Source organism: Alcaligenes faecalis, from assembly GCF_041521385.1.
Classification (GTDB): domain Bacteria; phylum Pseudomonadota; class Gammaproteobacteria; order Burkholderiales; family Burkholderiaceae_B; genus Alcaligenes; species Alcaligenes faecalis_E.
In genome coordinates, this window is record NZ_CP168006.1 from 3,066,348 (window position 1) to 3,079,925 (window position 13,578).

Consider the following 13,578-nt stretch of genomic DNA (forward strand, 5'->3'; position numbering starts at 1 on the left):
GATGCAGAGGTTCCGCGTCAGTGCCGGGGCCTCTCACAAGGAGAGACAAGATGGCAGTGAGTGATTATCAACTTATCGAGGCATGGCAGGAGGTGCTGCGCCTGTCCAAGCTGCAGGCTGGTCAAACTGTGACCTTGCTGACCAGCTCGACCACCCACCCGCAAACGATGCAGTGTGCGCAGATTGCGGCTCAGTCCATGGGCGCGATTGTGAATCGTCTGGATCTGCTGCCCGTGAATGCAGAGAAGGCCTTGAGCCGGGACTCGTTGGCGTATTTGGGGACGACCCCGCTGACGGGTAACGAAGCGGCGATTGCCGCTTTGAAGGCCAGTGATCTGGTGCTGGATTTGATGACATTGTTGTTCTCGCCCGAGCAGATCGACATTCTGAAGTCGGGTACCAAGATCCTTTTGGCGGTGGAGCCACCGGAAATTCTGGTTCGCACGGTGCCAACCGAAGCAGATCGCGCACGCGTGACAGCGGCGGCAGCCTTGATCAAGGCCGCCAAGGAAATGAGCATTACCTCGCCTGCCGGTACCAATCTGCGGTGCCCGCTGGGAGAGTTCCCCGCGATTCGTGAATACGGGTTTGTGGATGAGCCCGGTCGTTGGGACCACTGGCCTAGCGGTTTTGTACTGACCTGGCCGAACGAGCTGGGCACGAACGGCACCATTGTGATCGACAAGGGCGACATCCTGTTGCCGCAGAAGAAATACTCGACCGAGCAGATCATTCTGACCGTGGAAAACGGCTACGCCACCAAGATTGAAGGTGGTATCGAAGCCGAACTGCTGGACGAATACATGAAGACCTTCAACGATCCCGAAGGTTATGCGATTTCCCACATCGGCTGGGGTTTGCAGCCACGCGCTCACTGGTCCACCTTGGGTCTGTACTCGCGTGAGAACACCATTGGCATGGATGCACGGGCCTTCGAGGGTAACTTCCTGTTCTCCCTGGGGCCGAACAATGAAGCGGGTGGCAAGCGTACAACGGCCTGCCACATTGATATTCCTTTGCGCCATTGCACGGTCAGCCTGGATGGCCGTGCGGTTGTGCGTGATGGCAACGTACTGGACGGAGGCGTGGGTGAGTACGAATGAAGGAGCGGTGTACGCTCAACAAGGTTTTGGGTCGACGCTGGAGCCTAAGGCTCCCTACGGTCTGTTGATTATTGATCTGGTGAATGGTTTTGCTGATCCTGCCGTGTTTGGCGGCGGCAATATTCCCGAGGCCATCGAGAACACGCAGAAATTGCTGGCAACGGCGCGTGAACAAGGCTGGCCAGTTGCTCATACCCGTATCGTGTATGCGGACGATGGCGCTGATAACAACATTTTCAGCATCAAAGTCCCTGGCATGCTGGGTCTGACGGAAGACGCGCACAACAGCCATATCGTGCCGGAACTGGCTCCTGCGCCCGGTGAGTTTGTGGTTCGCAAGAACGTGCCTTCGGCTTTCTTTGGTACGCCCTTGGCTGCGTGGCTGACGCAGCGGGGTGTGCAAACACTGCTGGTCGCCGGTGCGGTTACCAGCGGTTGCGTACGTTCCAGCGTGGTCGATGCAATGCAATTGGGCTTTCGCCCCTTGGTGGTGTCGGACTGCGTGGGTGACCGTGCAATTGGCCCGCATGAGGCCAACTTGTTCGATATGCGTCAGAAGTACGCCACCGTGGCAACGCGTGAAGAGGCGATGAAGTTGATCGGACTTTAAAGCGATTCAAGCTCTTGAGTCTTTGAGAAGAACGATGTGTTTCATCATGGCCTGGATGGGCGTCGGTGCTTGATGAACATGAGTCGTCGTTAACAAGTCTGTTTTGATAGCCTTGTGATTGAGTATCGATGGTCTGCCGCTTGGGGGCGGGCTATCGGACCTGTGCCCCTGGAAGCCGTATGGCTCTCGGGGGTTTTTTTATTTCTGGCAGCGTCGTGGGTTTGCAATGATTGCGGTGTCTGGTCTTGATTAAGGGGATGGTTGTTCAGGCGGGCTGTCTTGGGAGTTTTTTTAAGAAGGGTTCTGGAGGCGCTTTTGGGGCAATAAGGGAGTTCTTCTGGACGTGCCGTTTGGGCTTTGCGTGAGGGTGGCGGATAGTTTTCTTGTGGGGCCCGGGTACGGCTTGTCTTGGCGGGTCTCTTGCCCACGCTGCGCGTGGGTGCCCTTGTCAGCGTGCCGTTGCGGGCGGGTCGTGAACTCGGAGCGCGGTTTGTCCCCCGGGCAAACCGCAAGCGTGCTCCTCAAACAGCACGCCCCTTGCATCCCGCCCCAGCACTCTGCCGGCGGCAAGAGCCCTGACTCGCCCGCCAAGCCGTACCCGGGCCCCACAAGAAAACTAACAACACGGGTTAAAGCTCAAACGGCACTGGCAGAGGTGGGACGAAAGGCGGGGGCTCAGATTGGAGGGTTTGAGAAAGGAAGGGAAGGGGATGGGGTTTGCTTTGGCTGAGGCTGAATGTTCTCGGGGTTTTGGGGTATCAGTTTAGATGTGGTTTTTTTAATTGTTCTTTTGTGTTTAGAGGGAAAGTGAAACGAAGAGTGGCAGTGGAGTGTGTGTTTAGAGATCCCGTGAATGAGTAGAGTTCTTGGTGTGCTATCAGGGCAGGCCACGCAGTCAATCAGCGAGTTAGTTCTGCTTTCGGTTTTTGCGTTGTTGATGTGACGAAGTCGATTTAGTGAGTGTAAAAGGGCAAGACAATAGGGTTTTAGGGGGGCAGAAGAGCAGAACGATAGGCGCTTAGGAAGGGCAGAAGAGCAAGGCAAGAGGCCCTGTTGATTCAAGGGGACCGTCTGTTGGAAGAGATTGGTAGATAAGAAGCCATTGTGAGCCGTTCAGTCGGCCTGCTGGGGTGTTGGGGCGGATCAGAGTACTTGCCGCGGTCAGGAGATAGCGTAGGGGTGCAAGCATCCTGCTGTTTGAGCGGGGCGTTTGTGGTTCGTCCTGGGGACGAACCACCCCGCGAGTTCAGGATGCGCCCGGTAGCTATCTCCTGACAAGGGCACCGGTGCGCAGCACCGGCAAGTGCTCAGCCCGGACACCCCAGCAGGCCGACTGAATGGCGTATTCACAGCGACTTCTTTTATCCCCGACCCTGACTAAGCTGAATTCCTCCAGGCCCGATAGACCCCCAAGCCGACGCTATCAGCCCTAAATCTGACATTGCGCCAGACACAAGTTCTCTGCCCAATAAATAAGCAAAAAAAAGCACCCCTCAACAAAGAAGGGTGCTCGAAAGGAATCAGAAGACCTTCTGACTCAAGTGGCTCGGAAACAGCACACAAAAAACAGCTTTAAAACCAGATGCAAACTCCGGACTTAGACCGGAAACACCAGATCATTCGCCAGGATGGACGTATCAAAAATCACCTGACGCTCCTTGAGCATCAAACGACCCTCCACACGCGTGAACGTATCAAAATAATTACCCACCAGATGCACCGTGGAAGGCCCTTCTACCAAAGTCTGCATCAGCATGAAATTACCCTCGGCCTCGATGTCGCCATTGTCGGCCTCGCTGATCACACGAACATCCGTGACCAGATGCAGCATGTAGCGCGGGGCATACATCTGCGTGCGGGCAATGGCCACCGCACGATCGTGCATCATGTCGCGCCCTTCGGCATAGACCAGGCCCACCGGCAAATTCAGATCCGCGTTTTCGCGTGAAGTAACCCGGTAAACCGCGTCCTCCACAAAAAACAGGGGCCAGTCCTCAACATTGCCACGATCCAAAGTGGCACAGTACTCGGCATTGAAAAGCTCAATTTCCGCCTTCAACACCAAAGCACGCTCAACAGCAATCTGGGCGGGTTTGAAAGAAAAATCCATTTTCATAAGTCAGCTCGTCTTACAGATCCATCACTTGGCGGTAGTACTGGTACATGGAGCGAATAGCCGCTTCCGAGATCAGCGTATTGGACGTACCCAGCTTGCTTTCATCGAGCTTGATGATGTTCACCTCGCTGCTGGAACGACGTACCCCTTCCTGCACAAACTTCATGGCCTCGTTGTCTTCCAGACCCAGGAAACCGGCAGGACCCATCAGGTTGCCCTGACGCAGACGGTGACGAGTCATCTCCTCGGTATCGTCCTCATAGCCAAACATGGTCCATTGCATGATCAGGCTGTTGGGGCCATTGGGCACAATCTGACGCACACCCAAGGTATTCATCTCGCGCTGAACAATCAGGTTGGGCCAGATTGTTTGCATGGTGACCGACCAAGGCGAATCAAACTCCTTGATGTAGTCCAGGAAACGCTCATCGCGCAAACGCATATCGTCCACAAAGGAACGCATTTCCTTCTTGTTGTCCTCGCTGACCTCGGCGTATTTGTCCTCGGACTTGGCGGACGCCATGTAACCGTGACGACCATGTACTGGGTCCACATACATCTGCGATTTGTTGCCCGCTACCAGCAGACCAAACACCACCAGGAAAGAGTGCAGCAAGGTTGCGTGGTACGGATCTTTCAGATTCTCGTGGTACATCTTCCAGTTGCAAGGCAATTCGTTACGGTAGTAACCCAGAATCTTCAATTTCTTGCCGGGGAATATCGCCTCGAAATCCTTCAGGATTTCTGGCGTCAGGTATTCCGTAATTGGCTCGACCTTGTCGCTGTAGGACGCAAAAATGACGCCATTGTGCGTGGTGACATGCAGCTTTTTCAGACCATGCTCGGAGTTCTTGAAGCTGCGCGGCATGCCGCCTTCTTTATTCGCACCGCGCTTGAAAGGAATCCCTTGCAGATCACCCTTCAGGCTGTAAGACCACTGGTGATACGGGCACACAAACTCATTGGTGTTGCCCTGGTTGTGGCGGCAGAACTCGGCACCTCGGTGGGCACAGCGGTTCTCAAATACGTTGATGCTGCCATCCTCCGCACGCGCCACGACCACCGGCGTGGAACCGACATACGAACGCTTGTAGTCGCCCGAATCGGGAATTTCCGCTTCCAGGGCCACAAAGTTCCAGGTGTCGCCGTGGAAAATGCGTTCCATCTCGCGGTTGTAGATGTCGTTACTGGTGTAGACCCAATCCGGAATGGTGTTGAGCACATCCTCGGGCCAGGTGCATTGCTCGACAGGGCGGTCTTTGGACCCGACCGTCTGGCCTATCACCGTTTGCGTCTGATACATGGGGTTCTCCTCTGATAACTCTTTAATGATTCGTGATGACGAGGCGGCACAGGCCGCTTCTCTTTCTTAGACTTGGGCCGTACGGGCCGCTTCTTTCACGTACTGGCGCAACTTGGTGGCTGGGTCCAGTACGATGGCCGGATCCACAGGCAGGTCCTGTTCCATGACGCTGCGCAAGGCGCGTAGATCCGCACCGGCATTGACGCCAATCGCGTGTCGCAGATGCTGGCCCTCGAAAGCCAGCAACATGAAGCTGATGGCATCGCCCTGGCTGTCCATGACGCCGCGTACCTGATAGTTCAGATCCGGGCTGCCTTGGCCCAGCATCTGAATATTGCAACCGAGCACATCCGTCCAGAACCAGCTAACGGGTGCAGCAGGGGCATCCTGCCCGGCAATGGCGTGGGCTACCTGACGAGCTTGTTCATTAGCGTTCTGCCAGGATTCGGTGCGCGTGCGCACGGAGGTGTCGGGGCAAATCTGCGTGGCACAATCACCAGCGGCATAAATGCCCGCCACACTGGTGCGACCTTGGTGATCCACTATAATTCCGGCCGTCATATCATCGACCGCAATACCACTGGCCCGCGCCAAGGCGGAGTTCGCGCTCAGGCCGGCTGCCACAATCGCCAGATCGCCATTCAAGGTCTGGCCATCATTCAGTTCCAGTTGAACGGGGTGCGCGTTGCCTGCCGCAAAGTGGGCCTGTCGCACACCCTGACCCAGACGCACGGTGATGCCTTGCGACTCGAAACGCGCCAGCAACCATTGCGACAGCAGGGCAGGGGCGTTGCGCGCCAGCAGGCGTTCATTCGCTTCAATGACCGTGACCTGGGCGCCAGTTTCATGGGCGGTAGAGGCCAGTTCCAGACCCATGAAACCACCACCAACCACCAAGGTGCGCAAACCAGGTTGCAGACGGGCTTGCAGGCTCAGGGCATCGTCCAGCGTGCGCAGATACAGGGCGTTGGTCTGGCTGGTGGGTAGCACGGCCAGTTCGCGGGCCGTGCCGCCAGTGGCCAGCACGGCGTGGTCAAAGCTCCAGACTTGGCCATTGCTCAGGCTGGCCTGACGCGTGGCGCAATCCAGGGACTGCACGCTCGTGCCCAGCAAGAGCTCAATATGTTGTTCTTGATAGAACTCGGCTTTTTGTAAAAACACGCTGTCAGTGGTTGCACTGGACTTGAGCACGTCTTTGGACAGTGGCGGTCGTTCGTAGGGAAGATGAGTTTCTTCGCCTACCAAGGTAATGCTGCCGTTATAGCCCAGGCTGCGCAGTTCACGCGCCAGCACCGAAGCCGCTTGGCCAGCGCCGATGATCAATACGGAAGTGTGGTGTGCCATGATGTTGCGTCTCGTCAGCAGAAAAAAGCTCAGGCCTGGCTAAAGTCAGCCAGAATATCGCTGCCTTCAATACGCAGCGGATAGACCTTGATATCCACCGTGGCCGGGGCGCTCATGGCCTTGCCGGTTCGCAAACAGAACTTGGCCTGATGCAGGGGGCATTCCACACAACCGTCTTCCAGATAGCCGTCGGACAGCAAGGCGTATTGATGGGTACAGACGTTGTCGGTCAGATGGAACTCGTCGTCCAGTTTATGCAGGGCCAGTTTCTTGCCCTGCCAGTCGATTGCCAGGGACTCTTCGTTATCGATGGCATCGGTTTCGGCAATTTTTATCCAGTTCAAAGTCGTCTCCAGTTTGTACTTTCAATTAATCAGTATACTGTATAAATTATAAAATAAAATATCGTTTTTATAGGGGATTGCGCTAGTTTAGGTTTAAGCTATTGATGGTGCTTTCCTTTATCCCATCAAGGACATGCGTCAGTAGTTTCCCTGCTTGACCAAAAATTAATTAATCAGCACACTTACTATTATTGAGGCGGTGAATGTGAGTTTTACAGCGCAGTAACACCGCTTTGAATGTCCGTTTGGCCCCTTGGGGGGACGGCTTGGCAAGGTTCAGGCAGTTGCTGTCCGGGCCACCAGCCAGACTGGCGGGCAAACTACCCAGGCCCCTATCGAGCAAGGGGTGTCAATACATTAAAAAATACAAAGAGGTGAGTGATGGAGCGTCGTAGTTTTTTGCTGAAATCGGCAACGGCCGCGGGTGCCGGCCTGGCAGCGGTAGCCGCCCCTGCAATCGCACAAAGCAGCCCCACCGTGCGCTGGCGCATGTCCACCGGCTGGCCCAAAAGTCTGGACACCATTTACGGTTCGGCCGAAGCACTGTGCAACCGTGTCAGTGAACTGACCGAAGGCAAATTTGAGATCCGGCCATTTCCGGGCGGTGAGTTGGTTCCTTACGCGCAGAATATGGATGCCATCAGCAATGGCACCGTCGAGTGCAACCACGTGCTCAGTACTGCGTTTGTGGGCAAGAACACCGCCGTGACCTTTGACACCGGCCTGTCTTTTGGCATGAACGCCCGTCAGCACAATTCCTGGATTCATTTCGGTGGCGGTCTGGAGTTGCTGCGTGACATGTACAGCCAATACAACATCGTGAACTTTGTGGCCGGTAATGTGGGCGTGCAAATGGGGGGCTGGTTCCGCAAGGAAATCAAAGACCTGGAAAGTCTGCAAGGCCTGAAAATGCGTATTGGCGGTATTGGTGGCATGGTGCTGTCCAAACTGGGGGCCGTACCCCAGCAGATTCCCCCCAGCGATATTTACTCCTCGCTGGAAAAAGGCACGATTGATGCAGCCGAATGGATTGGTCCTTACGACGATGAAAGGCTGGGCTTGAACAAAGTCGCTCCTTTTTACTATTCCCCTGGCTGGTTTGAAGGCAGTGCATCCTTGACTTCCATGGTGAACAAAGAGGCCTGGGAGGCCCTGCCTGCCAATTTCAAGGCTGCCTTCGAGACGGCCTGTAACGAGCAGACCATGCTGAGCCTGGCCAAATACGATGCCTTGAACCCCGGCGCCTTGCGCAAATTGGTGGCTGACGGTGCCAAGCTGCGTTACTTCCCTAAGGATGTCATGAAGGCGGCTTACGACAAGTCCCAGGAACTGTGGAAGGAATTGTCGGAAAGCAACGCCGATTTTGCCAAGATTTATCCAGGCTGGAAGGCCTTCCAGGAGCAGGAAGCCAGTTGGTTCCGGGTTGCTGAAAGCGCCCTGGACAACTTCACCTTCAGCGAGTTGGGCAAGCGCAGTTAAGCAGCACATTCTTAAGGTAGTGAAATGAGTCAGCACAGTCACCCGTCAAGCCTGGGTGGCCAAGGAGTAGGTGCGCGTATTCTCCGCAAGGAGGATGCGCGCCATCTCAATGGCCAGGGCAACTTCATCGGCAACATGAGCATGCCAGGGCTGCAGGAAGTCGCCTTCCTGCGCAGCCCCATGGCGCATGCCCGAATCCGTCAGATCAATATTGAAGACAGCGCACGCGCGCAGGTTATTACCCGCGCCGATATGCCGGACTGTCTGGATATTTACGCCGCTTCCACTTTGCCTAGTTACCAGGCCTCCAGCATGCCGCCGCTGGCCTCGGGCAGTGTGCGTTATGTGGGCGAGCCGGTTGCCTTGGCCTTTGGTGAAAGCCGCGCCGTGGCCGAGGACGTTCTGGAGGAGATCGAAGCCCTGTATGACGAGTTGCCAGTGTACGGCAGCGTGCCGGCCTCGCTGGCCGCGCAGGGCGATCTGCTGCATGAAGGTTGGCAGGATAACGTGTTTGTGACCTTGCGCTCAGACATTGCGTTTGAAGAGCATGCCGCCCGTGCCGACCGCGTGATCGAGCACTCTGTCAGCCTGTCGCGGCAGTGCATGTTGCCCATGGAAGGCAAGGCGGTGTTGGCCTATTGGGATTTCCAGGCTGATCAACTGGTGGTGTATTGCGGCAGTCAAATCCCGCACATGCACCGTACCGGCATTGCCCAGTTCCTGGGTATGGATCAGGCTCAAGTTCGTGTGATTTCTCCCGATGTGGGCGGCGCCTTTGGTTATAAATGTGTGCTGCATCAGGAAGAGCTGTGCGTGGCCTGGTTGGCCAAGACTTTCCGCAAGCCGTTCCGCTTTATGGAAGACCGTCGTGAGCATTTGATTGCTGGCGCCAATACCCGTGAACACCAGTACCGCCTGAAAGCTCACATCAGCCATGAAGGCCGCCTGCTGGCGCTGGATGCTGAAATTGATATTGATGGCGGCGCGTATTCCGTCTGGCCCTTTACCGTGGGTCTGGAAGTAGGCCAGGCCTTGGGCAACTTGCCCGGTCCTTACGATTTCCGTGGTTACCGTTGCCGCACGCGCGGTGTGGGCACCAACAAGCCAGGCTTCATGCCGTATCGCGGTGTTGCCCGTACGGGTGTCTGTCTGGCCATTGAGCAGATGATGGATCAGATCGCCTTGGCGGTCGGTAAACCCTCCTGGGAAATTCGCTTGATGAACCTGGTGCAAGGCGAGCAAATGCCTTACGTCAACGTGGCCAACAAGCATTACGACTCGGGCGATTATCCAGAAAGCCTGCGCCGCGCTTTGGCCGCAGTGGATGTGGATGCTGTGCTGGCCCGTCAGGCCAAAGGTGAGCCTGATGGTCGTTTGATTGGTTTGGGGGTGGCGTCCTACACCGAGCAGTCCGCACACGGCACCTCCGTGTTCGCCAGTTGGGGCACAGCGGTGATTCCTGGTTTCGATCAGGCGTTTGTCCGCATGACTCCGGACGGTGGTCTGGAAGTGCGCGTGGGTGTGCACTCGCATGGTCAGGGTATGGAAACGTCTTTTGCCCAGATCGCCAGCGAAATTCTGGGCATCCCCGTAGCCAAGATCAAAGTGGTGCACGGTGATACCGGCCGCACGCCATTCTCTACCGGCACGTATGCCTCGCGCTCCTTGGTGATGTCCGGTGGTGCGGTATCGAAGGCCTGTAAAACGCTGCTGCCACGCGTGCGCAAGATTGCCGCGCATATGCTGAAAACCGATGTGGACAGCATGCAGCATCAAGGCGACATCTTTAGTGCTGATGACCGTCAGGTCAGCATCGCTCAAGTGGCTGATGCCTGGTACATCAACCCGCAGCATTTGCCCGAGGATGTGGACCCGCAAGGTCTGGAACTGTCCGTAGGCTACAAACCCAAAGTCGATACTGGCAGCTTCACTTACGCCAGCAATGCTGTGGTGGTGGCCGTCGATCCAAACACGGGTGGCGTGGAAGTGCTCAAGTACGTGGTGGTGGAAGACTGCGGCGTCATGATCAACCCCATGATTGTGGAAGGCCAGACGATTGGCGGGATTGCCCAAGGGATTGGCACCGCCTTGTACGAAGAAATGCCTTATGACGAGTTTGGCCAGCCGCTGGCATCGACCTTGGCCGACTATGTGATGCCCGGTGCTTGCGAAGTGCCCAATATTCATATCGAACACATGGAAAGTCCGTCGCCCAATACGGAGTTTGGTGCCAAGGGCATGGGCGAGGGCGGCGCAATTGCCCCTCCCGCCGCCATCATGTCGGCCATTAACAATGCCTTGCGCTCTACGGGAGCCCAGGTCTCGCATACGCCCGTAACACCGCATCGACTGCTGAGCGCGATTCGCGCCGCCGTGCAGCCCGCCAATCAGCAAGATCAACAGCCCGTGTCGGAGGTTCAGGCATGAAGGCCGCCAAGTTTGAATACGAACAGGCCCAGAGCCTGCAACAGATCCAGGATGCCTATGGCAGCGACCCTTCTGCGCTGCGCTTGATGGGCGGCAGCCAGTCCCTGGGACCTATGTTGAATCTGCGTCTGGTACGTCCTGGTCGTGTGCTGGATGTATCGGCCGTGCCCGAGCTGCGTCAGGTCACGGCCATTAAAGGACAGGTGCGTATCGGCGCAGCCGTGACCCACGCCCAGATTGAAGATGGCATTTACGAGCCGCTACGCGGTCACATGATGCAGAAAGTGGCCGGTCGCATTGCTTACCGGGGTGTACGCAATCGTGGCACCTTGGGGGGCAGTCTGGCTCATGCAGATCCGGCGGCCGATTGGGTGCTGACCTGTGTCGCTTTGGGCGCATACATCAATGTGCGTGGGACCCAAGGCAACCGTACTGTTCCCATGAGCGAATTCATGCTGGCTGCTTACACCACGGTGCTGGAAGCCGGTGAGTTTATCGAGTCCGTAGACGTGCCTGAAGTGTCCGGTTCGGCCCGTTGGGGTTACTACAAATTCACCCGCAAAGTGGGCGAGTTTGCCGATGCCAGTTGTGCCTGCTATTTCGATCCGGCCACACGCACGGCGCGAGTTGTGATTGGTGCCATGGAAGGCGCCCCGCGCTCCTTGCCCGAGCTGGCCGTAAAAGTGGCCGTGCAAGGAGCAGCCGTCCTGGAAGGGGACACGATTGCAGCGGCTTTGCAGCCGTATCTGGCACAACGGGATCAGGCCCATCAGGTGCTGTTCCGTACGGTCGTAGAGCGCAGCCTGAAGCAGGCGCTGGGCGTGAAAGGGTAAGACATGGCAGAAATCTCGATTCAAGTTAATGGCCGCCAGCAAACGCACGAGGCCGAGCCGCGCACCCATCTGGGTGATTTCATCCGCGAGAAAAGCCGTTTGACTGGCACCAATCTGAGCTGTGAGCACGGTGTGTGCGGCGCATGTACGGTACTGGTGGATGGCCGTCCGGTGCGCTCCTGCATTACCTTTGCCGGTGCCTGCGATGGCCACGAAGTGACCACCGTAGAAGGCTACGACGACGACCCGATCATGAGCCGTTTGCGTACCGCTTTCTCGGAAAAACACGCCTTGCAATGCGGCTTCTGTACGCCCGGCATGTTGGCCACCAGCCGTGATATTGTGCTGCGCTTGCCCGATGCGGATGAAGCCCGTGTGCGCATAGAACTGTCCGGCAATATTTGCCGCTGCACCGGCTATCAAGGTATTACGGCTGCCATCCTGTCCGTGCTGCACGCCTTGCGCGATCAGCCCGATGCTCAGGTAGACGCTTTGCGTGCCGCTGTGGTGCAGAACGTGCAGCAGGACTGGAACCAGAACGGCTTTACGACGTTTGACGCTGTCCAGGAAGACGTTCAGGCTCCCGCTCCGGTGGCGGCTGCTGCGCCCACCGCGCCCGGTAGTGCTGACAAGGGCAAGGGCCAAGCTATTCAAGGTGGTTTTGATGCCCGCTTCCCGGCTGATCAGGTCTGGGCTTTCATGAAGGATTTGCCCAAGGTGGCGGGCTGTCTGCCCGGCGCGATGATCGAGTCTCAGGAAGGGGCCACGGTACAGGGCAAGATTGCCATCAAGTTTGGCCCCATGTCGGCCGCCTTCAAGGGTAATGCCACGCTGGAAGAAGATAACGAGCGCCGTGCCGCCGTGCTGCGCGGTGAGGGCGTGGACTCCTTGAGCCAATCGCGTGCGCGTGGCGATGTCAGCTTTCAGGTCAATCCGGATGGCGAAACGCGCAGCCGCGTGGAAGTGGAACTGGTGTATTCGCTGCAAGGGCCACTGGCGCAGTTTTCGCGCTCTGGACTGGTTCAGGATTTCGTGCGCCGCATGATTGCAGAGTTCGGCAAGAACGTGAACCTGCGCCTGGAAAAACCGCTGGCCGAAGGCGAGGAGCCCGTGGTGGCCGAGTTCAATCCGGTCAAGATGTTCTTCAGCATTTTGTGGGACCGCTTCAAGGGATTTTTCCGGCGCTCATAAGCGCATAGACGATACAAGACGATAAATAAAACGGGGACAAGGAAGATGACGGGGCGTATCGCTGTGGGCAGGCGCATACGCCTGTCAAACGGGGCCGCCTGCTTGTCAGACGCCTGGGATATGGCTGGCCAAGCCCTACAAAAGAGTGCCACCCGTTTCGGTCTCCGTAGCGTCCAACTAATTTCAACGCAGAAAATCTGGGGGATTGATGCAATTACTACTCAAACTATCAAGGGCGATCGACAGCCTGAATCAGCTCTGTGGCCGAGTGGTCATGTGGGTGGTTCTGTTGGTTGTTGTGATCAGCTCCTATAACGCCTTTGCGCGTAAATTTTTCGATGTCAGTTCCAATGCCTGGCTGGAAGTGCAGTGGTATCTGTTCGGTGCCCTTTTTTTGCTGACGGGCGGCTACACCTTCTTGCGCAATGAGCATGTCCGCGTGGATGTGCTGGCCTCACGTCTGTCTGAGCGCAAACAAATTGTGATCGAAGCCGTGTGTGTGGTGCTGTTCATGTTGCCCGCCTGTCTTGCCATCATGATCCTGTCCTGGCCGGTGTTCATGGACTCCTACCTGACTCAGGAAGTGTCCTCCAACTCCGGTGGTTTGATTCGCTGGCCTGCCAAACTGATTATTCCCATTGGTTTTGCCCTGATTTCACTGCAGGGGGTCTCGCATCTGATCAAGTGCATTGGCTTTTTGCGCGGCGCTTGTCCCAACCCCAACAAGAAGCTGCAAAGCAAAACGCCTGAAGAATTGCTGGCTGAAGAAATTGCACGGCAAGCCCAGGCCACGTTAGCGAATCAACACAAAGGCTGAACCTGATCATG

11 protein-coding genes are annotated in these 13,578 nt (G+C 56.6%); 7 read left to right on the forward strand and 4 right to left on the reverse strand.

Annotated features, from left to right (window positions below; all coding sequences use genetic code 11):
- Positions 1 to 50 precede the first annotated feature (50 nt).
- Positions 51 to 1,103 (forward strand): 2,5-dihydroxypyridine 5,6-dioxygenase, encoded by a 1,053-nt coding sequence (locus ACDI13_RS13755; protein ID WP_372372480.1) that lies wholly within the window; start codon positions 51 to 53, stop codon positions 1,101 to 1,103.
- Positions 1,104 to 1,110: 7 nt separating this feature from the next.
- A complete protein-coding gene (locus ACDI13_RS13760; protein ID WP_372373129.1) occupies positions 1,111 to 1,713 on the forward strand; it encodes an N-carbamoylsarcosine amidohydrolase in 603 nt (200 codons plus the stop codon).
- A 1,597-nt stretch (positions 1,714 to 3,310) separates the two neighbouring features.
- Here ACDI13_RS13760 and ACDI13_RS13765 read toward each other — a convergent pair.
- The 4 genes from ACDI13_RS13765 to ACDI13_RS13780 all read right to left on the reverse strand — a co-directional run bounded on the left by ACDI13_RS13765 (position 3,311) and on the right by ACDI13_RS13780 (position 6,820).
- The gene (locus ACDI13_RS13765) at positions 3,311 to 3,829 is read right to left on the reverse strand and encodes an aromatic-ring-hydroxylating dioxygenase subunit beta (RefSeq protein ID WP_316988267.1); all 519 of its coding nucleotides are present in this window, start codon (positions 3,827 to 3,829) and stop codon (positions 3,311 to 3,313) included.
- 13 nt (positions 3,830 to 3,842) lie between these two features.
- A complete protein-coding gene (locus ACDI13_RS13770; protein WP_316988266.1) occupies positions 3,843 to 5,132 on the reverse strand; it encodes an aromatic ring-hydroxylating dioxygenase subunit alpha in 1,290 nt (429 codons plus the stop codon).
- A gap of 66 nt (positions 5,133 to 5,198) precedes the next feature.
- On the reverse strand, positions 5,199 to 6,476 hold the full coding sequence (locus ACDI13_RS13775) for an FAD-dependent oxidoreductase (RefSeq protein ID WP_316988265.1): 1,278 nt from the start codon (positions 6,474 to 6,476) through the stop codon (positions 5,199 to 5,201).
- 29 nt (positions 6,477 to 6,505) lie between these two features.
- Positions 6,506 to 6,820, reverse strand: coding sequence for a non-heme iron oxygenase ferredoxin subunit (locus ACDI13_RS13780; RefSeq protein ID WP_316988264.1), 315 nt, complete (start codon positions 6,818 to 6,820; stop codon positions 6,506 to 6,508).
- A gap of 381 nt (positions 6,821 to 7,201) precedes the next feature.
- Between ACDI13_RS13780 and ACDI13_RS13785 the strand changes: the two genes are divergently transcribed.
- The 5 genes from ACDI13_RS13785 (at position 7,202) to ACDI13_RS13805 (ending at position 13,567) form a co-directional block, all read left to right on the forward strand.
- Positions 7,202 to 8,299: a TRAP transporter substrate-binding protein gene (locus tag ACDI13_RS13785; protein ID WP_316988263.1), complete on the forward strand. Its 1,098-nt coding sequence runs from the start codon at positions 7,202 to 7,204 to the stop codon at positions 8,297 to 8,299.
- A gap of 24 nt (positions 8,300 to 8,323) precedes the next feature.
- Positions 8,324 to 10,726, forward strand: a complete 2,403-nt coding sequence (locus ACDI13_RS13790) for a xanthine dehydrogenase family protein molybdopterin-binding subunit (RefSeq protein ID WP_316988262.1) — start codon at positions 8,324 to 8,326, stop codon at positions 10,724 to 10,726.
- Positions 10,723 to 11,559 carry an FAD binding domain-containing protein gene (locus ACDI13_RS13795; RefSeq protein ID WP_316988261.1) on the forward strand — a complete coding sequence of 279 codons (837 nt, stop codon included), beginning with the start codon at positions 10,723 to 10,725 and terminating at the stop codon, positions 11,557 to 11,559. The genes ACDI13_RS13790 and ACDI13_RS13795 overlap by 4 nt, the downstream gene beginning before the upstream one ends.
- Positions 11,560 to 11,562: 3 nt before the next feature.
- A complete protein-coding gene (locus tag ACDI13_RS13800; protein WP_316988260.1) occupies positions 11,563 to 12,750 on the forward strand; it encodes a 2Fe-2S iron-sulfur cluster-binding protein in 1,188 nt (395 codons plus the stop codon).
- A 208-nt stretch (positions 12,751 to 12,958) separates the two neighbouring features.
- Entirely contained in the window at positions 12,959 to 13,567 is a 609-nt protein-coding gene (locus ACDI13_RS13805) for a TRAP transporter small permease subunit (protein ID WP_316988259.1), read from the forward strand.
- The last annotated feature ends 11 nt before the right edge of the window (positions 13,568 to 13,578 follow it).